20 protein-coding genes are annotated in these 26,440 nt (G+C 48.6%); 10 read left to right on the top strand and 10 right to left on the bottom strand.

Annotation, left to right across the window (positions count from 1 at the left end; all coding sequences use genetic code 11):
* Window positions 1–260 precede the first annotated feature (260 nt).
* Entirely contained in the window at window positions 261–2,096 is a 1,836-nt protein-coding gene (locus ACQY6I_RS15015; protein WP_428242310.1) for a PhoX family protein, read from the top strand.
* 83 nt (window positions 2,097–2,179) lie between these two features.
* Entirely contained in the window at window positions 2,180–3,898 is a 1,719-nt protein-coding gene (locus ACQY6I_RS15010; RefSeq protein WP_428242309.1) for a hypothetical protein, read from the top strand.
* Window positions 3,899–3,905: 7 nt separating this feature from the next.
* Here ACQY6I_RS15010 and ACQY6I_RS15005 read toward each other — a convergent pair whose 3' ends face one another.
* Complete coding sequence (locus ACQY6I_RS15005) at window positions 3,906–5,285, bottom strand: hypothetical protein (RefSeq protein ID WP_428242308.1); 1,380 nt, start codon at window positions 5,283–5,285, stop codon at window positions 3,906–3,908.
* 485 nt (window positions 5,286–5,770) lie between these two features.
* Here ACQY6I_RS15005 and ACQY6I_RS15000 point away from each other — a divergent pair, with 485 nt between their 5' ends.
* The 4 genes from ACQY6I_RS15000 (at window position 5,771) to hflK (ending at window position 10,807) form a co-directional block, all read left to right on the top strand.
* Window positions 5,771–7,135, top strand: coding sequence for an Ig-like domain-containing protein (locus tag ACQY6I_RS15000; RefSeq protein ID WP_428242307.1), 1,365 nt, complete (start codon window positions 5,771–5,773; stop codon window positions 7,133–7,135).
* 171 nt (window positions 7,136–7,306) lie between these two features.
* A complete protein-coding gene (locus ACQY6I_RS14995; RefSeq protein ID WP_428242306.1) occupies window positions 7,307–9,022 on the top strand; it encodes a cation transporter in 1,716 nt (571 codons plus the stop codon).
* The gene (gene hflC / locus ACQY6I_RS14990; RefSeq protein ID WP_428242305.1) at window positions 9,022–9,918 is read left to right on the top strand and encodes a protease modulator HflC; all 897 of its coding nucleotides are present in this window, start codon (window positions 9,022–9,024) and stop codon (window positions 9,916–9,918) included. Before ACQY6I_RS14995 ends, hflC begins: the two co-directional genes overlap by 1 nt.
* On the top strand, window positions 9,908–10,807 hold the full coding sequence (gene hflK, locus ACQY6I_RS14985) for an FtsH protease activity modulator HflK (protein WP_428242304.1): 900 nt from the start codon (window positions 9,908–9,910) through the stop codon (window positions 10,805–10,807). Before hflC ends, hflK begins: the two co-directional genes overlap by 11 nt.
* An 88-nt stretch (window positions 10,808–10,895) precedes the next feature.
* On the opposite strand, the gene rpoD is transcribed toward hflK, so the two are convergent.
* From rpoD to rpsU, 4 genes are all read right to left on the bottom strand, one after another.
* Window positions 10,896–12,749, bottom strand: coding sequence for an RNA polymerase sigma factor RpoD (gene rpoD, locus ACQY6I_RS14980; RefSeq protein WP_428242303.1), 1,854 nt, complete (start codon window positions 12,747–12,749; stop codon window positions 10,896–10,898).
* A 177-nt stretch (window positions 12,750–12,926) separates the two neighbouring features.
* Window positions 12,927–14,798: a DNA primase gene (gene dnaG, locus ACQY6I_RS14975; RefSeq protein ID WP_428242302.1), complete on the bottom strand. Its 1,872-nt coding sequence runs from the start codon at window positions 14,796–14,798 to the stop codon at window positions 12,927–12,929.
* Between the two features lie 209 nt (window positions 14,799–15,007).
* Window positions 15,008–15,451 carry a GatB/YqeY domain-containing protein gene (locus tag ACQY6I_RS14970; RefSeq protein WP_428242301.1) on the bottom strand — a complete coding sequence of 148 codons (444 nt, stop codon included), beginning with the start codon at window positions 15,449–15,451 and terminating at the stop codon, window positions 15,008–15,010.
* A 52-nt stretch (window positions 15,452–15,503) separates the two neighbouring features.
* Entirely contained in the window at window positions 15,504–15,719 is a 216-nt protein-coding gene (gene rpsU / locus ACQY6I_RS14965; RefSeq protein WP_044618799.1) for a 30S ribosomal protein S21, read from the bottom strand.
* Window positions 15,720–16,009: 290 nt separating this feature from the next.
* Between rpsU and tsaD the strand changes: the two genes are divergently transcribed.
* From tsaD to folK, 3 genes are read left to right on the top strand one after another with little or no spacing between them, the layout of a single operon-like run.
* On the top strand, window positions 16,010–17,050 hold the full coding sequence (gene tsaD / locus ACQY6I_RS14960) for a tRNA (adenosine(37)-N6)-threonylcarbamoyltransferase complex transferase subunit TsaD (RefSeq protein ID WP_428242300.1): 1,041 nt from the start codon (window positions 16,010–16,012) through the stop codon (window positions 17,048–17,050).
* A gap of 1 nt (window position 17,051) precedes the next feature.
* Window positions 17,052–17,423: a dihydroneopterin aldolase gene (gene folB / locus ACQY6I_RS14955; RefSeq protein WP_428242299.1), complete on the top strand. Its 372-nt coding sequence runs from the start codon at window positions 17,052–17,054 to the stop codon at window positions 17,421–17,423.
* Window positions 17,420–17,911, top strand: a complete 492-nt coding sequence (gene folK, locus ACQY6I_RS14950) for a 2-amino-4-hydroxy-6-hydroxymethyldihydropteridine diphosphokinase (protein ID WP_428242298.1) — start codon at window positions 17,420–17,422, stop codon at window positions 17,909–17,911. Before folB ends, folK begins: the two co-directional genes overlap by 4 nt.
* Here the strand turns inward: folK and glgX are convergent.
* The 4 genes from glgX to lgt form a co-directional block, all read right to left on the bottom strand.
* Window positions 17,908–20,091 (bottom strand): glycogen debranching protein GlgX, encoded by a 2,184-nt coding sequence (gene glgX / locus ACQY6I_RS14945; protein WP_428242297.1) that lies wholly within the window; start codon window positions 20,089–20,091, stop codon window positions 17,908–17,910. The two genes, folK and glgX, sit on opposite strands and share 4 nt — an antisense overlap.
* A 51-nt stretch (window positions 20,092–20,142) precedes the next feature.
* Window positions 20,143–22,308, bottom strand: coding sequence for a 1,4-alpha-glucan branching protein GlgB (gene glgB, locus ACQY6I_RS14940; protein ID WP_428242296.1), 2,166 nt, complete (start codon window positions 22,306–22,308; stop codon window positions 20,143–20,145).
* Between the two features lie 240 nt (window positions 22,309–22,548).
* Complete coding sequence (htpX, locus tag ACQY6I_RS14935) at window positions 22,549–23,418, bottom strand: protease HtpX (RefSeq protein ID WP_428242295.1); 870 nt, start codon at window positions 23,416–23,418, stop codon at window positions 22,549–22,551.
* 140 nt (window positions 23,419–23,558) lie between these two features.
* Window positions 23,559–24,365: a prolipoprotein diacylglyceryl transferase gene (gene lgt / locus ACQY6I_RS14930; protein WP_428242294.1), complete on the bottom strand. Its 807-nt coding sequence runs from the start codon at window positions 24,363–24,365 to the stop codon at window positions 23,559–23,561.
* Between the two features lie 314 nt (window positions 24,366–24,679).
* On the opposite strand from lgt, the gene ACQY6I_RS14925 reads away from it, so the two are divergent.
* Complete coding sequence (locus tag ACQY6I_RS14925) at window positions 24,680–25,825, top strand: hypothetical protein (protein ID WP_428242293.1); 1,146 nt, start codon at window positions 24,680–24,682, stop codon at window positions 25,823–25,825.
* Here ACQY6I_RS14925 and ACQY6I_RS14920 read toward each other — a convergent pair.
* Window positions 25,814–26,437: a DsbA family protein gene (locus ACQY6I_RS14920; RefSeq protein ID WP_428242292.1), complete on the bottom strand. Its 624-nt coding sequence runs from the start codon at window positions 26,435–26,437 to the stop codon at window positions 25,814–25,816. The two genes, ACQY6I_RS14925 and ACQY6I_RS14920, sit on opposite strands and share 12 nt — an antisense overlap.
* Window positions 26,438–26,440: the final 3 nt, after the last annotated feature.

Raw genomic sequence — 26,440 nt, 5'->3', positions numbered from 1 at the left:
TGATTTAAAAGGGTTTGTTTCGCGTCGTTTGGGGCTTTATGAGCTTTGTTATCGCTCTTTGTTACGGCTTTTTGGTTGTTTTTTGAGCAATTGTTGGTATTTCTGGGTTTTCCGGCTGAAAAATTATCTTGTCAGCGTTCTGCAATATTTCTGTCATTTTTTCCCTTTAGTGTGTCGCCATCCGGATATTTGAACGACTCGGATTTCCCCCGACTACAAGACTGCAATTCGTGCAGCACAATGATTTAGGAGTACTTTCCATGAACAAGCAATTTGCTGTGAAGGGCCTAGCGGTTGCCGTTGCGATAGCTGGCGTTGTTGGCATGTCTGTGGCGACTGCTGCGTATGCCGCCAAGAAGCTGAGCGCCGACGCGGTTCTGACTTTCGATGGTGTTTCGGCTCCAATGACTGACGCCGAAAAGCGTGAGGTGCGTGTTTCTGCGGCTGAGATCGATGGTCAGCCTATTGCCAATTTTGGTTTTCATACGTTGATGCGTTCTGGTCAGGAGTTGAACGGTATTAAGTTTGGTCAGATCATCGATGCTGATGGCAATCCTATCCGCGGTGAAGACGGTGAAATCAGAATTTCCAATGCCAATGAGCATACGTCTCTGCTGCCAGTCGGTAAGCGCTTGTTCTCTGTTTCCCAGCATGAAACCCGTCCGGGTGCGTTCTTCCTGCTGGAGTTGGATCAGAATAAAAAAACCGGTGAGCTGACACCGATTAATCAGTGGCAGTTGGATCAGTCCAAGACTTGGGGTGGTTGGGTGCATTGTGCTGCGTCGGTGACGCCTTGGAATACGCATCTGGCGTCTGAAGAGTATGAGCCGAATGCGGCGGTACTGAAAACCAACGCTGATGTGGCAAAAGACGATTACTCCAAAACTCAGTTGGATTATTACACTAACGGTATGGAGTGGAACCCTTATTATTATGGCTGGAATACTGAAATTACGGTTAAGGCCAAGGGTAAGAAAGATCCAACCACTACGATTGAAAAGCACTTTGCCATGGGACGTATGGCGATTGAGTTGTCTTATGTGATGCCGGATAAGAAAACTGCGTATATCACCGATGACGGTACAAACGTTAGCTTGTTTATGTTTGTTGCCGATAAGAAGAAAGATCTGTCTGCCGGTACCTTGTATGCGTTGAAGTGGAATCAAACCAGTTCTTACGGTGTGGGCGCAGCGGATATTGAGTGGATCAATCTGGGCCACGCGACCGATGAGGAGATCAAGCCTTATCTGGAGGGTCCTAAGAAAGTCACGTTCGATGATATCTTTGCAACCGCCGAAGGCAACAAGCAGGGTCAGTGCCCAACGGGCTTTACTGGTGTGAATACCGGGGGTTATGGCTTTGAGTGTTTGCAGGTTAAGCCGGGTATGGAGAAGGTGGCTTCACGTCTGGAATCTCGTCGTTATGCGGCGATGATGGGGGCGACGACTGAGTTCCGGAAGGAAGAGGGTATTACCTTTGCGCCGGAATACAACAGTATTTTCATGTCTATGTCTTCAGTTGAGCGTGGCATGGAGGATTTCAAGAAAGGTGGTAAGCCAAGCAAATCTTATGACCTGGGTGGACCGAATGATATTCGTCTGGATAGCCCTAATAAGTGTGGTGCGGTGTATCAGTTGCCGGTTGGAACAGATAAAAACATCGGTTCTGATTATGTTGTGAAAAGCATGACTGGTCTGGTAGTGGGTCGTCCTGTGACTGACCGTGCGCCGCAGGTGGAAGGTTTTGAGGCGAACAATACGTGTCATATGAATGGTATTGCCAACCCCGATAACCTGACTTATATGAGCGGTTATGACACGTTGATCATTGGTGAAGATACTGGTTCCGGTCACCAGAATGATGCGATTTGGGCGTATAACCTGAAAAACTCTCAACTGACTCGTATTGAGACGACTCCTTACGGTTCTGAAACCACTTCTCCGTATTGGTACCCTAATATCAATGGCTGGGCGTATCTGATGAGTGTGGTACAGCACCCTTACGGTGAGTCTGATGAAGACAAGAATACCGGTCACGGTGAAGCGTCTGCTTACACCGGATATATCGGACCATTTCCTGCCAAGAAAATGAAATAGTAAAAAACATTCGATTAATGTCGAGGTTAATCGCGTTCGGAGTTCAGAGCTATCTGAACTCCTTTTTCTGTAAGAATAATTCCATGATCAAACATCCCTTCAGTTTTGTGTGTCTCGCTATGATGGCGGTATTGTCCGCTTGTGAATCTTCTGATCCGGTTCAGGTCACTGAGTCGAAAGCCACCGTGGCACCGGTATTGGGCAAGGTGGATGTTCGGCTGGCGTCTACGGCGTTGCATAACCCAACGGCGTATCTGGTGCCACAGTGTTATACCAAGACGATTGATAGTCATGGTTATGGGCATAACCCTTGTTACATTTGTCATACTCAAAATAAGGTGCCTAATTATCTGGATGACAGTGGTCTTCAGGTTGAGCTGACGTTGCCGGAACCGGCGAGAGAGAATCATTGGGCTAATCTGTTTAAGGATAGAAGCCATGAGGTTGCCATGATGTCTGATCTGGGCATTATGGATTATGTTAAAGAGAGTAACTATATCGATGCCGACGGCCGGTTGCTGTTGGCAGAGCGCATCCAGCAACATCTTCCGCAGTGGGATGTGAATCAGAATGGCCGTTGGGACGGCTACACGCCCGATATGTATTACCACTTCGATCAGGATGGCTTTGATCACAAACCCAATGGTGATTACAGTGGCTGGCGGGTATTTGCCTATTATCCCTTCCCGGGCACGTTTATGCCGACTAATGGTTCGATGGATGATGTGATGATCCGGCTGCCGGAGCGTTTTCAGCAGAATGAGGCCGGGCAGTTTGACCTGCAGGTGTATAAGGTTAATCTGGCAATTGTAGAGGCGTTGATCAAGCGTCGTAGTGTTGGAATAGCCGCTGTGGATGAACGTCTGCTTAAGGTCGATCTGGATAAGGACGGTCAGTTGGCTATGGCCACACAGGTGACCTATGACTGGGCTCCCAAAGAAAAGCGCTTTATGTCTTATGTTGGCAAGGCCAGGGTTCTGTTTGAAAAAGGGGGTGAGCATTTGTCCGGTGGTTTGTATCCTCTGGGAACCGAGTTTCTGCACAGTGTCCGTTATCTGGATGTGAATGCCAGTGATGAGGTGGTGTTGGCCCCGAGGATGAAAGAGCTGCGTTATTCCCGTAAAAAACTGTGGCGTAATTATTACGATAACCGGGTGATCGCTGATAACGAAACCAAGGAACGCCATGATTTTCCCGCGCGCACCAAAACCATTTATGGCAACCCGGAAGAGGGGGTGGAAAACCTCCAGGGCTGGGTATTGCAGGGATTTATCGAAGAGAAGGACGGACAATTACGCCCCCAAACCTATGAGGAGCATGGGTTCTGTCTTGGCTGCCATGGTGGCATCGGGGTAACGGTGGATACTACGTTTGCGTTTGACCGCAAGTTTGATTTTGAGGCTTATCGGTCTGGCTGGTATCACTGGCAGGAAAAAGGCCTTGCTGGCATTGCGGACCCCTTGCGCGAATCCGATGGTGAGCCAGAGTACAGTTATTATCTGAAAGCCAACTTATCGGGTAATGAGTTTCGCACTAACGATGAGGTGATTGCCCGGTTTTTTGATCAATACGGTCAGCCGAAACATGATGCGTTTGCCAGACTGCGAACCGATATCAGTGAGTTACTGGTACCGAGCCCTGAACGCGCGGTGATGCTGAACAAAGCGTATAAGGTGATCGTCAATGAGCAAAGTTATATTGAGGGTCGTGATGGTGTCATCGAGCCGTTGTTCGACACGGTTCATCAGTCTCTTGAAGATGGTGATAAAACGGGCCTGACGCAAATCCTGTCGGCCCGTTAACGGTGAATCAGTCGGTACTGATGATATCGGAGCCGCAGATTTCGGCGGCTTCCTGGGTGGTGTTGGCCGTCCAGTCTGCCGGTGTCTTCAGTACCTCACTGTTAGCGGCGGCATCAGGAACCGTGATGGACCACTGCAGGTGCTGATAATGGGTCCGCTGGGTGACTCTGGTGGAGCCGTTATTGATATAGGTGCTGTAGACGGCACTAACACTGTCTGCATTGCAGTCGTCCACTTGGATGGTCGCTACAGCAAGGCCATTGGCATCAGATATGGCCGTTGCCACGGGTCCTTGAGACGGCAACGTCAGAATGATGGGGGGAACGCCCATCCAGAAATTGACATTGGCACCTTCAACGGGTTCTCCGGCGGAATCAGTGACGCGGGTCTGAAAGGTCAGCTGGTCATAAAACTGAGTGGGAAAATAGGGTGACGTTGAGCCATATGGCATACGTGTCACATTGCTGCCGACGGGTGGCTTGGCGGTCATATCTGTCATGTGATGAATGCTGGTCAACAGAGCATAGCGATAGGTTAGCCCGGTGCCGGCCACACTGGCGGTATTGTCGCGGTAAATTCTCATATACACATATTGATCTGCCGGTACATTAAAGCTTGCTTCGGTACTGGCACTCACCTGCATCCAGCTATCCACACCATCAAAAATCTCCAGATGCCAGTCAGCAGGGTCAAACTCATTTGTTGCGGTCAGAAACTTCAGCACCATTTCCTTGGCGTGATCAGACTTGATGCGGAAATAGTCGACATCGGTGTTGTAGTCGAGGGTGTGCTGGATGTAATTCATGTCCTGATTCAGAGTAAACAGGTTTTTGGCGGAGACACCAAATTGTACTGACTGACCATCGGCTGCGCTGGCGCTGATCTGTATATAGTAGTGACCGGCATCAGCAAACAGGGAAATGTTGTCGCTGGTTCCGGATTGAGCGGAATAACCAATACCGGTGAATACATGGTTGGCCTGGATATCCTGAATTAATTGCAGGTCTACCTGACGATTACTGGTCTGGTTTTCGACGAAAAATACAGTTCGCGCGTCGACCGGTACGTCGAAGTAGACGCAATAGGTGTTACCCACAGCGGGAGTCAGCGTGTACAAAGTATTCAGTTCAGCTTTGTTGCAGTAGGGGGTGTAGTTGGAACTATAAGTACGGACAGCCGGTACCGCAGATCTGTTTTCGGACAAAGAGTCGAAATGGTCTGGCTGCCAGGTACTTGCCTGAGTAGGGGTCATGTCAATGGTCAAAGCCTGGTTGCTTGGCACTGACAGGTTCTCCTGGACCGTTATGGGGGACGACAGAATACTCGCAACGCGGGTATTTGCAGATGAGTTCTGTGTGTCATTACAGGACATGATCGTGACTAGCATGATGCATCCCGCCCAGATTTTTGCAGATTTTATGAGCATGTTTATTTCTCTCTCTTTTTCTGATGGTTCTTCAAGTCAGCACTGTCTTATGGTTCTTGTTGTTAGCTGGATTCTCATTTGCCGATTTATCATGGCGGTGAAATTTTTGTCTGGCTGTAAATTTTTGTGTTCTTGAAGCTGAGAGTTTGGAGTGAAAATCCGGGAGTTGTTTGTCGGCCGGCTATTTGCCGGGCTATCAAATATCTTTGGAATTTATGCCTCATACTAATTGATGATAACGGATTATTGCTGTCTATAATGAATGTTCTGTTTGTTTGAGATATCCGATGGATAGCCGGGTTTCAAAAGATTTTTTTACTTGATCAGAAGGTTTTTTTGGGTTGTGTCGTAAATGCCTGTGTTTTTTTAATTAGTAAATATTGATATATAAGAATGTTGATATACCCTGAAAATAATTGGGGTTTTTAACATGGAGATAGACATAGATGAATATAAAAACAATATTTATATTGATGACTTGTGGTGTGTTGCTGCTGTCCTGTCAGGAGGGTAGTCAGCAGGTCGGTAGCTCGATCAGGGTAACGGACCGAATGGTCGATGTAGCGCCAGCGACGGTTGAAGAGAACTTTCAATTGCCCTCCATCTCTCTGGATTTTGATGCCGCTGAGGTGGAAAACGCTGATACAGAAGTTCATCCATGGACGCGTTCCCCCGTGAACAAAGAGCTCCATGCCCGTAGTTACAGCAATGAATACACACCCGCCTGTTCACAAATGGAAACCAACACCATTTATACACTGGCGCCGGAAACCGATGGTGTCTATTGTGCCTATTTTGATATGCCGGAAAATGCCAGAGCTGATTTTTTTGTTTACGACCAAGCGGATGGCCGGCAGATGGATCTGGAGGTCTACCAGGATATTCAGGGGAACTATGAGTTTACTCAGCTGGGGGCTTCCCGTTTGTCCTCGGCAGAAGATTCTGTATCTATCTATGCAGAACGTGGTCATTATTATATGCAGATGTTGACGGTTGAGTCCGATGGTGCAGATGTTCATTTTGCGGTAGCGGTGAACACCAACGTCGATGGCTATGAGGGCAATGATACTCCGGCAAATGCCTACGATATGCCCAAGGATATGAATTACATCGAAGCCAATTTGGATTGGTCCGGAGACGTGGACTATTACCGTTATACACTCACCCACAATAAAGATATTGCCTTTGGATTTTCGGGAACAGATCAGGATGCTGCTGTGTATCTCAATGCGCAATGGTATGTGCTGGAAACGGGCAAAAGTTATTCGTTACCCGCTAAGGCTGGAGATGTTCTGTATTTTCGGGTGACGCAGAAATCAGGTATTGAAAATGACCCGGCCCAGTATTATCACCTGAACATGGTTACGCCGATAAAATCTTTCGGCAACTTTGATATTGATACCACGGAGACTTTGGTTGGATTGCCCTATGGTATGAGTCCTTACATCCAGGTCCACAATGAGTTGAACTGGCAGGCCAGGCTGACCGATTCGGCCGGCGAGGGTGTCAGTGGTGCAACGGTTAAGTTTTTATATTCTCTGCCCATACTGGGTGAGGATGCGGTGGTAGCATCCGCCATTACTGATGCTAATGGTTATGTCAAAGCCACGGAAATTATTCCGGATTGTCATGGTGACTATGATACAGGTGAATTCATTAAGTATTTTGTCGGCCACCGGAGCATATGGGAAAGCCGTTACGATATAGGTCTCTGGATGTTTGCGATACCGGAAGCAAATGAGCTGTCCAGTTCCGAACCCAGAGAGCTGGCGCAGATCTGTCGGGAAAAGCTGATTAAAGTACTTGATTAGCCATTGATTTTCGCCTGTCAGAGGCGAAACCTCTAACGCCGCTGTTTTTCATAGGGGATAGCGGCGTTGCATTGCAAAGAATGTAATGTGACGAACTTATGACATTGTCATGGCGGTGTCATATTTGATTGGTAGCCTGTCAAAAATCAGGTTGCTAATCATTCTCATTCCATGTCGTTTTTGTCTGATCGTCGTATTCGTACCTCTCTTGTGGCCATCACTGCTGACAGTCTGTTGATCGGATTGAAAGCAGGGCTTGCTGTCTTTACCGGTAGTACGGCGTTATGGGCTGATGCTCTGCATTCGGTTACCGACCTGCTCATATCTCTGGTATTGCTGGCCAGTCTGGTGATCCGCTATGTGCAAGAACGTAGAGTTGTTGCCACAGGTGTCGAGAAGGCTTATCGGATCGAATCTCTGATGGCGCTGTTCGTGGCGCTGAGTATCTTGTACGTCCCTTACGAAATTATCACTCAGGTGCGCGAGGCCGATACCGCTGTGGCTAGGAATGTCGGCGGAATCTGGATTGGTATCGTTGGGGTGATCATCACGATTCTGATTGCCTATTTCATGGCGCAGTTAAAAACCTCAGTGGGGCGTGATACCCAGTCACCGGCATTGGAGGCTGATGGCTATCACAGTCATCTGGATGTTTTGTCGTCGCTGGCAGTGTTGCTGTCTTTTGTGGGCATGCTGATGGGGTTGTACCTGGATCATCTGGTGGCGGTGTTAATTGCCGTGCTGGTGGGAATTGCTGGCATAGAGCTGTTGATTTCCGGTCTTCGAAGCCTGTTATTAGGTCAGGCACTGGTGCAGTTATCGGTGTCGGATGCTTTTTTTTCGTTGCTGCAGAAGTCGGTTGCGGGGCGAAAACTGGTTGATGCGGTATGGCGTTTCTGGCGTGGGATCAGGATGATTCCCCCGATGCTGTATATCGTTGGGTTGCTATCGGCTTATGCTGCCTCAGGTATTACTCAGATCCCACTCGGATACCAAGGCGTGAAATTGGTGTTTGCCAGGGTTGTGGGTGAACCGCTGGATACTGGGTTGCATTATCACTGGCCGTGGCCGATGGGCTCGATAAAACAGGTACCACAACAACAAGTGCATCGAATGCTGATTGGTACACCACTGGCGGTTGAACAGTCGGGTAGTCCGTTGTTGTGGCAGCAGTGGCGCGAATCCACTGATGACCCCCGTGACATCGGCAAGCACTTCATTACCGCGGATGAGGCATTGGTCAATGTCACGATTGCCATGCAGTATCGGTTGGGAGACTGGGGGCGGCAGTGGAATTCGGTCAATCAGGTCGACGCGATGATTAATGCCTATGCCACCAGTGCGTTGTCTCAGGCGGTTGCCTGCCATCGTTTCGATGACTTGCTTAACAGTGTTCCGGATGGTTTTTTGTTGACCATACGGCGGCAGGTTGAACAATCCCTTGCAGCCGTTGGTTTGACGGTGACCATTATCAATATGCATTTACTGAAGGTGCAGCCACCTAATCAGACGGTCGCTCTCTATCGGGATATGTTTGTGGCCCAGCAGGAAAGTGCACGTCTTAAACTGCTGGCGGAGGCGGAGAATTTTCAGCAGGTGCATACGGCATTGGCGGAAAAAATCCTGCTGGCCTCTGAAGCCAGTGCCAGCCAATTGGAACAGCAGATTATGGCCACCGGTGATGCTGGCAGGTTTTCCAGTATGGCTGATATTTATCGAATATTTCCGAAACTCATCGAATTCAATCGTTATCTTGAACACATTCAGAACACTCTGGCGGATCGTCAGCTGACAATTATCGACCAGTCATTCGATAACCGGGATCTTCGGGTTTGGGGTGGAGTAAAACAAGATGTGTTGTTACCGGACATAAGGTTAAAACCGTAATGCGAAAGTATCTGATCTCTTTGGGTGTATTGATTGTGTTGATTTATCTGGCTTCGACATCAATGCTGGCTGTTCCGGCCACCGAGCAGGTGGTGATTACGCAGTTTGGTAAACCGGTGCGGGTGATAGAGGATTCCGGTCTGGCATTCAAATGGCCTGATCCGGTTCAGACCGCAGTACGGGTAGACAGCCGATTGCAGCTATTGCAGTTGGAGCCGGCAGAGTTTGTTACCCGTGATCGTCGTAATCTGGTGGTGCGCAGTTTTGTGGTGTGGCGGGTACAGGATCCGGAAAAATTTCTGGCCTCGGTGCGGGATGCGACCACAGCCGAGATTCGCCTCGCGGATCTGGCTGGTTCTGAGGTTGGCAGTGCCATCGGTCGTACTCCCCTGAGCAGCCTGCTCACTGCCGCAGCAGAACAGAATCAAACGGAATCTTTGTTTACCGAGGTGACTGAGTCGGTGCGGGTGCGTTCAACGGAATCCTTTGGTATCGATATTCTGGCGGTGCGTTCGAGCCGTATTGGTTTTCCGCAGCAGAATCTCAAAGCCATTTATAATCGCATGTCTTCTGAGCGGGAAAAAATTGCCCGCCAGTATCGGGCTGAAGGGCAGGAGCAGGCGGCTCGCATTAAAGCTGAAACAGAGTTGGAAGTTCGCAAGCTGCTGGCGGAAGCACGGCGTGACAGTCAGATTGTTAAAGGTCAGGGTGAGGCGGAAGCCGCGAAAATCTATGCTGATGCCTATCAGAAAAACGCGGAATATTACCGTTTTTATCGTCTGATGGATGCATATGACAAAATCCTCAACAAAGACACCCGCTTTGTGTTATCGACGGATTCGCCATTATTGAAGTACTTCTGGTCGCCGCCAGCGGAGTCCGATCATGCGCGTTGAAACAGATTTCAGCCGGGTCTGGCGGCAGACCCGCAGGCTGGCTTGGGTGTTAATATTAGGGGTGTTGCCAGGGTTATATATATTGGGTGGGTTTTATACGGTTGGAGCTGAACAGGCCGGCATTCTTTATCGGTTTGGTCGTATCGTCGATGATCGGGTTCCGCCGGGTATTCATTATCACCTGCCTTGGCCATTGGAACGTATTCAGTTGTTGTCCGTTTCGTCAGTACGTTCGATGCTGTTGGATTTTAATGAATTGAGTGAGGTTGATGTACAGAGTGAGGTTACCACGGGCGATCAGAACCTGGTCAATCTGGTGCTGAATGTTCAATACACCATTCAGCAGCCTGGTATTTTTGCCACTCATAGCCAGGCGCCGGAAGAGTTGTTGAAAAATGTTGCGATGGCTTCTGCGGTTGTCAGTTTGCTTCAGTTGGATATCGATACGTTGTTAACGACCGGCCGCAACGAGTTACAGCAGACGCTACGCCAATCGATTCAAAAGCAGGCCTATGACTTGAATCTGGGAGTTAAGGTGACAGCAGTGCAGATCCAGAAACTGGACCCGCCGGGATCCATTCAGCGCGCTTTTGATGACGTTGACAGTGCCCGGTCTGAACGTCAACGTCTGGTACAGGAAGAGCAGGGGGAGCGCAGTTCAAGGCTGGCTGAAGCCCGCAGTCAGGCCAACAGGACCACGCTGCAGTCTCAGGCCTGGGCCTCTGAACAACGGGAGAAAGCGGAAGGGGATACGCAGAGACTGTTGCTGAACTACGCAGAGTACCAGAAAACGCCAACGTTGACGGCCCAGCGTCAGCATATGGAAATGCTGGAGCGTATTATGACGCCAGCCAGTGTGACAATATTGCCGCCAGGCCGAATAGAATAATTGAGTCGTGACCAACTGACAGGCATAAAAAAACCGGCTTTTTTGGCCGGTTTTTTTGGATGGACGATTTGTCTCTCCCGTATGGGCTCTATTCGTCCAGGAAGCTGCGAAGGTGATCGCTGCGACTTGGGTGCCTGAGCTTTCTCAGAGCCTTGGCTTCTATCTGACGAATACGTTCACGGGTAACGTCGAACTGTTTGCCCACTTCCTCAAGGGTGTGGTCAGTGTTCATGTCGATACCAAAACGCATTCTGAGTACCTTGGCTTCACGAGCCGTCAGACCAGCCAGAACTTCGCGGGTTGACTCTTCGAGGCTGGAACCGGTTGCGGTATCCACCGGGCTGTCCATGGAACCATCTTCGATGAAATCGCCAAGGCTTGAGTCTTCGTCATCACCAATTGGGGTTTCCAGGGAAATAGGCTCTTTGGCAATCTTCAGCACCTTGCGGATTTTGTCTTCCGGCATATCCATGCGTTCGGATAACTCTTCCGGTGTGGGCTCGCGTCCCATCTCCTGCAGCATTTGGCGACTGATGCGGTTCAGTTTGTTGATCGTTTCGATCATATGAACCGGAATACGGATCGTTCTGGCCTGATCGGCAATTGAACGGGTAATTGCCTGACGAATCCACCATGTGGCATAGGTTGAGAACTTATAACCACGACGATATTCGAACTTGTCCACGGCTTTCATCAGACCGATGTTGCCTTCCTGAATCAGGTCCAGGAACTGCAATCCACGGTTGGTGTATTTTTTGGCAATCGAAATCACCAAACGCAGGTTGGCTTCCACCATTTCCTTTTTGGCACGGCGGGCACGGGCTTCACCAATGGATATGCTGCGATGGATGTCTTTGATTTCAGCAATACTCAGACCCACTTTGTCCTGCAATTGACGCAGTTTTCGCTGTGCCCGGCGCAATTCCACTTCGTAACGTACCAGAGCATCTTCGTAGGTAGGATTGTTAAGCAGACTTTCCAGCCATTCTTCGTTCATTTCGTTGCCAATAAAACCGGACAGGAATACTTTTCTCGGTATTTTGACTTTACGAACACAGATCTCCAGGAACTTCTGCTCCTGCTCACGAATAATCGCCATTGCGCCGCGGGTCCGCAACATAATGTCATCGTACTGTTTGGGAGCGAGCTTGAATGGAGCAAAGATTTGGCCAAGCTCTTTGAGTACTACGCCAGCCTCTTTGGATGCGCGACCATGTTTCTCGATGACCGACTTGCATTGCTTATAGATATTTGCAAGCTCATTAAAACGCTCTCTGGCGTATTCGGGGTCAATGCCGACATCTTCTTCTTCATCCGTGGAGTCGTCATCGTCATCGTCATCATCATCGCTGATGTCGTCGTCATCAGCGATGTCGTCTTGCGTTTCTTCGGGCACTGGTGGTACGGATAAGCTGTTGTCATCCGGATCCAGGAAGCTGACCAATACATCTGATAACCGACCTTCTTCTTCCTGGGACATGGCATAAGCGGCCAGAATCTGCTCGACGTTACCCGGAAATAAAGCCAGTGCCTGCATGACATCACGCAAGCCTTCTTCGATACGTTTGGCAATAACGATCTCGCCTTCGCGAGTTAGCAGCTCGACAGTACCCATTTCGCGCATGTACATGCGTACCGGGTCGGTGGTTCGACCAGTATCTGATTCTACCGCTGCAAGTGCGGCTGCAGCTTCTTCGCTTGCGTCGTCGTCATCGGCTGGTGACGAGGCGCCTTCCATCATGAGCTGATCAGTATCCGGTGCCTGTTCAAACACCTGAATACCGATGTCGTTGATCATTTGAATGATTTCTTCCACTTGTTCCGGGCTGGCTATATCATCCGGCAAGTGGTCGTTCACTTCGGCGTAGGTAAGGTAACCTTGCTCTTTACCCCGGGCAATCAGAACCTTGAGGCGTGACTGCTGTTTTTGCTTATCCGCCATATAAACTGTGGATCCATGTTTGGTTAATGAAATCGGAAGGGAAAAATTTAGCCGCGCATTATAACGTTTTTTCTGGTTCATTTTCCAGTTGAAAATACTTAACTGGCGAACATGGAATGCCGGTGGATTGGCTGGATTATGATTTCTCTCAGCCTGGAGTGTCCTGGGTCATAGCCCTCAGCGCTTACGTTGAACCAATAGTTCTTTGTAGCGATTGCGTTCCTCTTCCGTGACCTCAGAACTATGGTGTGTGATCCTGTTTTTCAAGTGCAGATACTCTTTATCAGGCAATTTTTCTTGTAAATCCTGCAGATTTTTTTGTAATTCCGATTCCTCCCAGTTGGCTTGTTCCTCTGGCTTCTTATATTTCACCAGCCAGAAGTAGTCGGAGTTTTCGATATGCCGGAGAATTTTGTCCAGTCCCTGACTGTGCAGCCAGTCGCAGGTTAGAAAGGGATTTATAAGATGCTCTGCCGGAGCCTGGTTCAATAGCTTGATAACTTGTAACAGCAGCTGGGTGTCAACATCCGTAGTATTTTGGAAGTCTTCCGGCAGTGTCAGGTTTTTGGCCAGTTGTGGTTGTCTGATCAGGTTGGCAATTAATTTTTGTGCCTGATTGAGAGCAGATTGTTTAGGTTTATAGTTTTCCCCGAAGAAATCGTTATGAGTCTTTTTTTCAGGCGTGAACGTCGGTGCCTGTTGTGGCTGTTCTGCCTCCTCGAGAGTCTCTGCTGTTTGTTCGGGTTGGGTTGCAGTCAGCGATTTCAGGGTTTCTTCCGCCAGCCCAGTAATATCTGCCAGGCGTGTCGTTGCTAATGCCCGAATCAGGCTCTTTCCAGGTAGCTGATCCAGCCAGCCAAGCAGTTGTTTGGCATAACTGGCCTTGCCATCCAGGGTGTTGATATTGATGTTTTCTTTGATTTTATTGAATAAGAAGTCGATCAGTGGGGTTGCTTCACGAATTCGCAGAGCAAACTGTTCTGGGCCTTCTTTTCGTACCAGTGAATCCGGGTCTTCTCCATCGGGTAGAAATAAAAAGCGAATCTGACGACCATCCTGTAAATGGTTGATGGCGATTTCCAATGCGCGCCAAGCCGCGTTACGACCCGCTGCGTCGCCATCAAAACAAAATGTGACGTCGTCAACCAGTTTGAACAGTCGTTGCAGGTGTGTATCGCTGGTAGAAGTCCCTAGTGTGGCAACTGCGTAGTGGATACCATGCTGACTCAGTGCAACGACATCCATATAACCTTCGACAATTAAAATACGCTCAAGTTTGCCTTTGATCTGCTTGGCTTCATACAGGCCGTACAATTCCTGACCTTTATGAAATACCGGTGTTTCCGGGGAATTGAGATATTTGGGTTTGTCATTATTCAGTACTCTACCGCCAAAACCGATTGTTCTGCCTCTGGCATCGCGGATTGGAAAAATGATGCGATTGCGGAAGCGGTCATATTGAGTGCCCTGTTCTGATTCGACGGTTAATCCGGCAAGTAACAGTTGTTCGTTGCTATGATTTTCTTTGAGCAATTGGTCTTTCAGGTTTTGCCAGCCTTCAGGTGCAAAGCCAATCTGAAAATGTTTGGCAATCTGGCCACTTAGTCCCCGTGTTTTTAAATAATTCACTGCCTGATGGCGCTGTTCATGGGCTTTGAGATTCTGATAGTACAGTTCGCTCGCCCGTTTCAGAACTTGATAGAGCTGGCTTTGGAGTTTGTGCTGTTCCCGTTGCTGTGGGCTTTCTTCCCGAGGTACTTCCATACCGACAAAGCGGGCAAGCTCTTCAACGGCGGCTGTGAAATCCAGGCGTTCATATTCAATCAAAAACTGAATGGCATCGCCGCCGGCACCACACCCGAAACAGTGGTAAAACTGTTTGTCTGAGTTAACGCTGAAAGAGGGGGATTTTTCATGATGAAACGGGCACAGGCCCATGTAGTTTTTTCCGGACTTTTTGAGTTTGACGCGTGAACCAACCACGTCGACGATGTCGACCCGACCCAATACGTCATCAAGGAAGCTTTGTGGGATTCTACCGCTGTTCATAAACGAAACGGTGTAAAGTTAAATCGAACAGGGTACAACGGAAAAACTTTGTTTTCATATAGTAATCGATCATGAAGGGTGGACGACAACACAGCATCACAAAAATGCCAGTAGCAGTTTATCTGGCAATGGATTCTTAGATCTATAACCGATCACAGTTTAACCTGATGGTATATCAGGGCGAGAATATTATTCCAGGATGGGAAGATTCAGCCAAGGCGGCCTTTCACCGCCTTACTGATTTCACTCATGTCTGCACGACCTTGAGCCTTTGGTTTTACCAATGCCATGACTTTACCCATATCAGCCATAGAACTGGCACCGACTTCTGCAATGGCTGCATCTATCAGCGCATTGAGTTCAGCCTCGCCCAACGGTTCGGGCAGGAATTCAGCGATCACCTCCAGTTCGGATCTTTCTTTAGCGGCCAGATCTTCGCGTTTCGCCTGCTCGAATTGGTTTATCGAGTCGCGGCGCTGCTTTTGCATCTTATCAAGTATGGCTAAAATGCGCTCATCTGGCAGCTCAATTCTTTCGTCCACTTCCACGCGTTTTAATTCAGCCAGCATCAAGCGTATGGTTGAAAGACGGTCTTTGTCTTTCGCTCGCATGGCTGACTTCATTTCTTCCTGCAGTCTTTCTTTAAGACTCATGCCGGACTCCGTGGAAGTTGTTGGGATATTACTTATTTAACAGATCAAACTGTTAATAGAGGCGCTGTAAACGACGGTTTTCGCGGCTCAGTTTTTTCTGGTGACGCTTTACAGCAGCTGCAGCTTTGCGTTTACGAACCCAGGTTGGTTTTTCGTAGAATTCACGACGGCGAACTTCGGATAAAACACCTGCTTTCTCACAGGAGCGTTTGAAACGACGCAGGGCTACGTCAAATGGTTCGTTTTCTTTAACTTTTACGCTTGGCATTCAATAAACCTTTGTTGATCAACCAAATTAATTTAATGAGTGAGTTCCTTGGTGTTATCGCATTGATACTCCACAGGTATCGACAGGGATGCGTAGACCAAGGGGGGCGGATTTTACTGATCTGTCGCGATTAAGTAAAGCTGAGTTATGCGGTTCCTGCCAGATTTCCCTGACATAATAATAATTACGGGTTGTGACGGCCATCAAATCATGGGTTCAACGCGATAAACGCTTTAATGTCTGAGATGGCACGATTATTATGCCCGCCCTGATTAACAGACGAGGTTCCAATGCGGGTATTGGGCATAGAATCCAGTTGTGACGAAACCGGCGTCGCCATTTATGACAGTGAGAAGGGCTTGCTGGCTCATCAGTTATACAGCCAGATCGACATGCATGCCGAGTTCGGTGGTGTTGTACCTGAACTGGCCAGTCGCGATCATATTCGCAAGTTGCCTGGTTTGATCCGGGGATGTTTTGCCGAGGCGGGTTTGGCTTGGGGCGATATCGATGGTGTCGCTTATACAGAAGGACCTGGGTTGATCGGTGCGCTAATGGTCGGTGGTATGGTCGGACGTTCGTTGGCGTTTGCCTGGGACGTACCTGCAATCGGTGTCCATCATATGGAAGGGCATTTGCTCGCTCCTTTGCTGGAGGAGAATGGCCCGGATTTTCCATTTGTGGCATTGCTGGTCAGTGGTGGACATACCATGTTGATCAATGTGGAGGGCATTGGTGCCTATACTTTGTTGGGTGAAACCCTTGATGATGCGGCAGGTGAAGCGTTTGATAAAACTGCCAAGATGATGGGATTGCCTTATCCGGGAGGACCATTGCTGGGGAAACTGGCGCAGAAGGGGCATCCGGATCGATTCGTATTCCCACGGCCGATGGTGGATCGTCCGGGAATGGATTTCAGTTTCAGTGGTTTGAAGACTGCTGTGCGGGTACAGATTGCTGCGTTGGCGGTGAATGAGGCAGTGGCCGAGCAGGATATGGCGGATGTGGCATGGGCTTTTCAGGAAGCAGTTGTCGATACACTGGCGATCAAATGCCGTCGGGCGCTTCAGCATACTGGCCATAAAACACTGGTGATTGCCGGTGGTGTCAGTGCCAATGTGCGGTTGCGTGAAAAACTTGCCGATATGGCAGTTAAACAGCGCAGTCGGCTGTTTTATCCAAGAGTTGAGTTTTGTACCGATAACGGTGCCATGATTGCGTATGCTGGAACCAAGCGTCTAATGGCCGGTGAGCACACTGATCTTGCTGTCCGCCCACGGGCCCGTTGGCCGTTAACCGAATTACAGATTCCCGCAGTTAGAGAGGTATAACGTGGATAAGGTGCTTATCAAGGGCTTGGAAGTTGAAGCGGTTATTGGGGTTTACGAATGGGAGCGTAATATTACCCAAAAGCTCGTTCTTGATCTTGAACTGGACTGGGATAATTGCCCGGCTGCCCGTCATGATGATTTGAGTCTGGCCCTGGATTATGACCGCTTGAGCCAGCGGTTGCTGGCATTTGTCGGCGCTTCTCAATACGGATTGATTGAAACTCTGGCAGAAGAAACTGCCAGACTGATTCATGAAGAGTTTTTTGTTCCCGCTGTTTTGCTGACACTGTATAAACCTGGTGCAGTTAAAGCCGCACAGACGGTTGGTGTGCAGATTTACCGGAATTATGGTCAGGTAGGGGCGTCGCAATGATTCGTGTGTATTTGAGTCTTGGCAGTAATATTGATCGTTATCGTCATCTGGCCAGTGGTCTGAATATGCTGAGTGAACATTTTGGCAAGTTGGATTTATCGCCGGTTTATGAAAGTGCTGCAGTAGGATTCGACGGCGATGATTTTCTGAATCTGGTGGTGTCTATGGATGTTACGATTGGCTGTGGTGAGTTGAGCCGACAGTTAAAAGCCATTGAGGATTTACATGGGCGTGACCGTTCCATGGCGCGTTTCAGTGCCAGAACTCTCGATATCGACATTCTGACTTACGGTGATGCTGTTGGTGAAATTGACGGAATTACTTTGCCAAGAGCAGAAATCCTGACTAGCGCGTTTGTCTTAAAGCCGCTGTCGGATCTGGCTCCGACAGAAATGCATCCGCACAGTGGGATCAGTTATGCGGATTTATGGAAAAGCTATGATCAGAGCCGCCAGCCATTGTCGGAAGTGATGTTTAACTGGCCTTAATCAGATGTATGGTCATCAAGCTGAATTGGTAAGGTTGAGGGGTCATAGGCTGTGCCGATCACCCAGTTTGGATGGCTTAGCAGGGTCAGGGAATGATCGCATAAGTCAATCTGATCACTGATCAAGCACCAGGCCGCAGGCCTCAGGCCGTCGTTTTCAGCTGTATTGAACACCATTTTCCATCCACCTGCTGGGCTGGCCGGTATTGTAAACGTCTGTTTTGTCCGGCCAGCGTTAATGAGCAGTAAAAAACACTCCTGACACTCCTTCAAAACATCTTTGCTAAAGCTGGCAATACTGGTTGAGAGCAGTATGGTGATGGAATTCATGCCTGGGTTGTGCCAGTCCGCAATGGTCATTGCCTCACCATCCGGGCGAAACCAGTGAACTTCATCGCTGGTTACTGGTTCGTGTTCGGTTTGTTTGGAGTTCAGGATTAAGTCCCCAAACAATGTAGAGGCTTTGCGGATATTGATCATTTGCCGGACAAATTCCAGCATTCGCAGTTCCTCAATATTGAGTTTCCAGCTGTACCAGCTGATTTCGTTGTCCTGGCAATATGCGTTGTTGTTGCCTTGCTGGGTGCGGCTGATTTCATCACCGCCGAGAAAATGAACGCTGCCCTGGGATAGCATCAGGGTTGCGATCATGTTGCGTTTTTGTCGGGCACGAAGATGTCTGATCTGTGGATTGGTGGTCGGGCCTTCAATGCCATAATTAGCGCTGATATTGTTGCCGTGCCCATCGTTGTTGTTTTCCATGTTGTCATGGTTGTGGCGAAAGTTATAACTCACCAGATCTTCAAGCGTAAAACCGTCATGGTAGGTAATAAAATTCAGGCTGGTGGATGTCTCCCGTGCGCCTTTGCGAAAGATGTCCCGGCTCCCCATCATCCGGGTGGAAAAGTCAGGTAGTTTCCCCTGATCACCACGCCAGAATGAACGTACGGTGTCACGAAACTTGTCATTGCATTCGTACCATTGTTCTGGGAACTGACCCAGTTGATAGCCTCCCATACCGATATCCCACGGTTCGGCAATTAGTTTGATATCGGTCAGAACAGGATCCTGGGCAATGGTTTTGAAGAATGACGATGATTTGTTGTAGTCCCACTGTTCGCGCCCCATCGCGGCAGCCAGATCGAACCTGAATCCATCTATGTGATAGTGGGTAATCCAGTGTCTCATACTGTCCATAACCATGCGTAGCACGGAAGTTCGGTATATGTTGGGTGTATTGCCACAACCACTGTAGTCGACAAATTGAGTGCGATCATGAGGCTGGGTGCGGTAAAACCCCCGGTTCATCCCACGGAAGCTGTAGGTTGGACCAGACATATTGCCTTCTGCAGTGTGGTTGTAGACAACATCCAGGATGACTTCGATACCGGCTTTATGAAGTTCTCTGACCAGAGTCTTCACTTCTGTTACGGCATCTTTATAGGCATATCGGGGATCGGGTGAGAAAAAGTTGACTGGATTGTAGCCCCAGTAGTTGGATAGTCCGAGATTGTTCAGTCGTTCCTCGGATACAAATGCGTATATCGGCAACAGTTGTACAGCAGTGATCCCAAGCAGCCTTAAATAAGCCACTGTGGCTGGGTGGGCCATTCCCAGGTAGGTACCTCGTATTTCTTCTGGAATCTGAGTAAATTTTTTAGTCATGCCACGGACATGGGTTTCATACAGAATCGTGTCGTTCCAGCTGTGTCCGGGCTTGGCGACTCCCTGCCAGTCAAATTCATGGTCAACCACCACTGATTTGGGAATTTGCTTAGCCGAATCTTTGGTACACTTTTTAATTGAATGGGGGTGTTTACGATCATAGCCGAATTGCAGGCTGCCAAACGCGCAGGGTTCTGATAAGGCATGGGCGTATGGGTCGATCAGCAATTTACTTGGGTTGAACATCATTCCGCCATTGGGAGCAAATGTACCGTGCACCCGATAGCCGTAACGTTGTCCGGCCTGTATCCCCGGAACAAAACCATACCAGATCGAGCCTGTCCGGCTTGGCAGAGCCAGCCGGTCAATTTCGCTGTCTTCATTATTGAATAAACACAGTTCAACTTTGGTGGCCCAGGGGGCATGTACTGCAAAGTTGCATCCCACATGATTCAGGGTCGCACCCAAAGGTTTGAGTTTCCCTTGGGTGATCGTATGCGCGTAAGTGATCGTCATGGTGCCAATATTCTCTCTTGCCCGATTATTAGCGGTTGATCCGGCTATGATTTAAGGTTGCTTTCTTACAACTATAGTCGCCAGAGGCGGTAAGCGGACTTCAATGGAAAATTGTTGATCGTCCTGGGCGATCTCATCGGCCTTGAAGGCTATACCTGTATCGAAACCGCTGCCCCAATATTCTTTGGCATCTGAGTTAAATATCAGTTGATACGACCCAGACTCTGGCACTCCGAGGCGATAACGTTCGTGGGGAACTGGAGTGAAATTGGTGATAACGATGATCGGGTTCTGGCGCTCATGGTCAAACCGCATAAAACTGATAACACTGGCGTCTGCATCGCCATAGTTAAGCCATTGAAATCCGGAAGGGCTGCTGTCCAGTCGATAAAGCGACGGCTCAGAGCGATACAGATGGTTTAGATCTTTAAACAGCTGTTGTATGCCACGATGACGGTCAAATTCTAAAATATGCCAATCGAGACTTTGCTGGTACTGCCATTCTCCAACCTGGCCAATTTCATTGCCCATGAAATTGAGTTTTTTCCCGGGATGGCAGTACATGAATGCATAATAAGCACGCAGGTTGGCCGTCTGTTGCCACTCGTCTCCGGGCATTTTACCGATAATCGATCCTTTGCCATGCACCACCTCGTCATGTGAGAGTGGCAGAATGTAGTTTTCGCTATAGGCATAAACCATCGGAAAGGAGATTTCGTTGTGATGGTATTTACGATGTATTGGTTCATGCTTCATGTATTCCAGAGTGTCATGCATCCACCCCATATTCCATTTGAAGCCAAATCCAAGGCCGCCGTTGTGTACCGGCCGGCTGACACCATCAAATGATGTTGATTCTTCGGCCACGGTAAATGCTTTGGGGAAGTGAGCGTAAACGGCGGTATTGAAACGTTGAATGAAGTTGATCGCTTCGTAATTGTGGTTTCCACCGTGGATGTTAGGTATCCATTCCCCTTCTTCGCGGGAATAATCCAGATACAAAATTGAAGCGACTGCATCGACCCGGACTCCATCGATATGAAAAAGGTCGCACCAGGCTACTGCTGAGCTGATCAAAAAATCGCAGACAGTCTTGCGACCGAAGTCATAAATGTAGGAATTCCAGTCAGGATGCCAGCCTCGACGTGGATCTTCATATTCATAAAGAGGGGTGCCATCAAACCTTGCAAGACCATGGGCATCGGACGGGAAATGCGCCGGAACCCAGTCGACAATGACTCCGATTCCAGACTGGTGACAGGCATCGATAAAGGTTTTGAAGTCATCTACGCTGCCAAAGCGGCTGGTTGGTGCAAACAATCCAAGGGGTTGGTAACCCCAGGAACCATCGTAAGGGTATTCCATGACCGGAAGCAGCTCGATATGGGTAAAGCCCATTTCCACTACATAAGGAATCAATTGATCTTTGAGTTCCAGCCAGCTAAGGGGTTGGCCTTTGTTGTGTTTCCAGCTGCCAACATGAACTTCATAAACACATATGGGGATTTCTTTCCAGGTCGGTAGAGGCTGTTGCTGCCATTTTTGATCCTGCCACTGATAGCTGGAGTGGTCGGTCACCACTGAAGCAAATGAGGGATACTGTTCGTGGTAAAAGCCGACAGGGTCTGACTTCAATGGCAGCAGATGCCCCTGTTGGTTTTTTAGTTCGTATTTGTAGAGATCTCCTGCCTGAAGGGCAGGTATAAACAGACGCCATATTCCATCATGACCACTGGTCATGGGAGTACGTCTGCCATCCCAGTTATTAAAGTCGCCCACCACACTGACAGTTCTCGCGTTCGGGGCATATAGTGCGAACCGGACACCGTTGACAGTTTGACCATCCACTCCCTCGGCCTGGCAAAGATGTGCTCCCATGTTTTGATAGATATGGTCTTCGTCCTGGGGAAAATCCTGAAAACTGCGCTCTTTGAACTGGTAAGGGTCGATAATGGAGAAGGTGGTGTCTGAACGGGTGATGTGTAGTCGATAGGTGAATTTGGATTTGTTATCGGGCCAGGGTAATTCGAATAGTCCTCCTTCGCCCAGTGCCTGCATTTCCATTTGTTCACTGTGTTCTTCCAGAGGGCTAATGGCAATGCTTTGAGCTCCGGGGACCCAGGCTCGTATAAGGTCAACTCCCTGGTGCTGTTGCCAGCCGAGAATATCGAATGGACATGCTATCAACGCCGCTTCCAAATCTTTAATCAGATGCATAAAAACCCCACATGTAGCATCGGCCCAAGTCGTCAGGCCTCTGCGTTGTTATTTGGCTTCCCTGAGACGATAGTAACGTAACTTTCAGTGAATGGAATAGGTTATCTGCGGATTGGTTGACGAGAGTAGTGTTCGTAAATAGGGGGGATTGCAAAAAGTGTTGGAAGGCGAAAGTGCAATCAAAAATCTTAGTAAAAAGCCATGGAACTGATTGTTTAAGCATGTTCCACGGCATGGGCATCAGGAGGGTGACTGCAGCGCCCGGATGCGATCATCCAGACTTGGATGTGAGGAAAGCAGATCCCGTGGCCGGCCAATAATGCCGAATGCGGTTAATTGGCCTTCAAGGTGCGATGGCTGACTCTGTTTCAGGCGCTGTAGAGCTGCGATCATTTTTTCCTTTCCAACCAGGCATCCGGCACCAGCATCTGCCCGGTATTCCCGCTGCCGGCTAAACCACATTGCAATGATGCTGGCAATCAGTCCAAACACCATTTCCATGACAAAAATGATACCCATTCTGGCGAGAAACCCAAGACCTTCTCCGCTTTGACTGTTATTCCTGACTGAGTTACTGATAATTTCTGCAACGATACGCGCAAAAAACATGACAAATGTGTTCAAAACTCCCTGAACGAGCGCCATCGTTACCATATCTCCATTGGCTATATGGCTGAGTTCGTGGGCAAGGACAGCCTCCCGTTCATCCTGATTCATGCTGTGTAGCAGCCCGGTACTGACCGCCACAAGAGATTTATCTTTGCTGGAACCAGTGGCGAAAGCGTTGATATCCGGGGATTGATATAACGCGACTTCGGGCATGGGTAAACCGGCCTGTTTGGCCAGCCGGGCTATTGTGTTAATCAGCCAGCGTTCTTCACTGTTTTGGGGGGTATTAATGACTTTGCCGCCGACGGACATTAGGGCCATTTTTTTCGACAGCATGAGCGAAATAAATGAGCCGCCAACACCAAACAGCATACAAAATATGAGTAAGCCCATCATGTTTCCGGTCTGGATACCCAGTGCCGGAAGAATGATGTTCAGGAATACACCGAACGTTAGGACAACCGCGAGGTTGGTTGCCAGAAATAAGACAGAGCGCATCATAATTATCAGTTGTTTCTCATAACAAACTTGAAGGCAGATATTAGATAACGGTTAACTGCGACTGTCGCAATAAGTCTCCAGAGTGTTTTACTCAGGTTTGACACAGTTGAGACAAAACATCATATATTGTCTCAGTATGGTTATAATTTGTTCGGCTTTTGACGTAATTCCCCTTTTTGGTAGGCATAGATCATCAGGGCTGTGCCAATGACCACCATGGGCACAGACAGCAGCATTCCCATAGTTAGAAAATCAAACGCCAGGAAACCCAGTTGAGCATCTGGTTGGCGGAAAAACTCTGCCATTGTTCGAAAGGCACCATAACCGATCATGAACATCGCTGTAACAGCATATCGAGGTCGTGGCTTGGAGCTGAACCACCACATCAGGATGAATAGCAACACTCCTTCTCCAGCGAACTGGTAAAGTTGGCTTGGGTGTCTGGGTAGATTTCCGGCATTTGGGAAAACCATGCCCCAGGGAACATCCGTGGTTCTGCCCCATAATTCGCCGTTGATAAAGTTGCCTAAACGGCCAAATGCGAGTCCAGGAGGAATAAGAGGGGCGGTGAAATCACCAACATCAATCCATTTTTTGTTGTGTTTGCGGGCAAACAGCCATAGCGCAACCGTGACGCCTATGAATCCACCATGGAAGGACATGCCTCCCTGCCAGATCTTAAACAGGTATAGAGGGTTCTGAAAAAACAGGTCGATGTGGTAGATGAAAACATAACCGATGCGTCCGCCGAGGATGATTCCAAGTACGATGTAAACCAGCAGGTCATCGACCTGATCTACTGTCCAGCCACTGCCTGGCTTACGGGCTCTGACCTTTGCAAGCCACAGACCGGCGATAAAACCAAGTAGATACATCACTCCATACCAGTGGACGGACACAGGGCCGATGTGAATCAGAACAGGGTCAATTTTCGGGTAGGTAAGCATTGCGGAGCCTTTTGATAGGTTTGAATGGGCGGAATGTTAACTGCACAATCAGGTTACAACAATGACAGTTCGAAGACATTTTCTAATCCAGGGAGTCAGTCCTCTTAATTTGGCCGGGGGTGACTTAAGGGCAGCTTTTTTTAGAAATCAATCCCAACATTCAGATTTCGTCGTTGGCGATGTGACGGCTTTCATATATTGTACTCTCTGGTTTTATATTGATGGCTGTTTACCTGCTTACTATTCAAGGGATAACTATCCTGGCTGCGGTCTATATACTGCTCAATTTGCTGTGTTGTAAAAGGAATATAACTGTGAAAACCAAATCCTGCGTCCTGGTATTATTGTTTTCTGTTGCTTCTGTAGCACTTGAGGCTGCATCTGTTGGAGGTGTGGGTGTTGGTGTGAAAGGTCAGGTCACTTATTCCGATATTTCAAATGGTGCTCCTGGAGTCGGGTTGGGCCTGGTGTTTGGGAGTAAGTCGGGTGTTGGGCCGAGGTTGGATGCGACTGTTCAGTATCTGCCCAGTCTGCAATACGATTATAATGGTATCGATGTTGAGCATGCGTTGTTGTATTCAGATATTGGTGTAGATTGGCCATTTTTGAAGTTTGGACGAGTCGCTGTTGGTCCTTCTCTAGGGATTCAAAATTCACTGGCAGATGTGGTACTGGATGGGACGGATCTGACGTTAGTGGATTTGGGGACCCTAGGTATCCGTTATGGCCTGTCTGCTGATTTTTCTGTGTCTCCTACATGGTTGTTTCAGCTGCGGGCGGAAAGTCTGACTGGTTTTGAAGAAGATCAGCGTTTACAAGTGGCGCTGGGCATTCAACAAGGTTGGGGTGGGTCTACTGCAGTCAAGTCACGGGCGTCAAAACCGAAAGCAGAGAAGCCCAAAAAGCCCAAAACCCATACGGCTCAGGCCAGTAATATTAAGCCATTTACCGCTTTAAAATCAGGTAGCCATTATTTTATTCATCTCGGTGTGACAGATTCTGATAAAGCAACGATCAGTTATTTTACGAACAAACGACTTCTGGCTCTTGGTGTGCCGTTGACAGCAACATCGTATGAGTCTGGACACCGCATTTTCCTCGGTCCGTTGTCTGATCGTAGCAGTATTGCGGGTTTGAAAAACTCTCTCTCCAAAATGGCTTTTTTTCGTAAATCCGGGAGACTGGAGAGTTCAGAGTATAAGCCTCCTATTCACTCTGTGTTTCCGGCAGCCGGGCCTTACTACTATATAGAATTGCAAAATGCCAGAGTTGCCAAGGTTATGGCTAAAATCGGACGGAAAATTTCCGGTGCTGACTGGTTTATTAGTGATTCTGATGGAGCTGAAAAGCTTTTTCTTGGGCCTTTCACCAGTAAAGAACAGACGGTTTTACTGGCTAAAAGCCTCAAGCAGGATGGTTATCAGTTAAGAGCATTTGTCAGAAAAAGCCTATTGCAATAGTGTTAGCGCTTTCTGGTAATGGGTGAGCAGTTCGTCCGTTGAGCAATATCCCATTGCCAGTGGTACGGCTTTTTGTTGTCTGGTCAGGAGTAACGCCGGGAACCCTTGAATGCCCCATTGTTGCACCAGATGCAAGTGCTGCTGCAATGTTGTCTCAACTTCTTCTGCTGTTATTGTTTTCAAAAACAGGTCAGGGTTAAGCCCAATACTTTTCGCGCACTGAATCAGTGTATCAATGTCTGAAGGATTTTCAGCACCTTGAAAATAGGCCTGTTGAACAGCTTCCGCCATTGGCTGGCTCATTCCTTTGGACATTTTTTCCGCTGCAATCACTGCCCGGCAGGATGGGTAAGTAGATCGCCTCGGTGTATTTTGGGTCCAGAAGTCGAGATTAAAGGTTACCCCAGTGACTTCAGAGATTTTGCGCCAATATCCTGCAATCGTAGACTGCATTTCCGCGCTCATGGGTTCATCACTGTCCTCTGCCAGCCCTCCCATGATCCACTCTGTATCCAATCCGGTCTGTTTTTGTAATTGTCTCAGTGGCTCTGCAAATGCAAAACACCAACTGCACATTGGGTCCATGATATAAATAAGTTTTGAGTCAGGCATGTC

Source organism: Gynuella sp. (genome assembly GCF_050297175.1).
In the GTDB taxonomy this organism is placed as follows: Bacteria; Pseudomonadota; Gammaproteobacteria; order Pseudomonadales; family Natronospirillaceae; genus Gynuella.
Note: the sequence above shows the minus strand (reverse complement) of the source record. Positions and strands in the feature narration are given on the sequence as shown.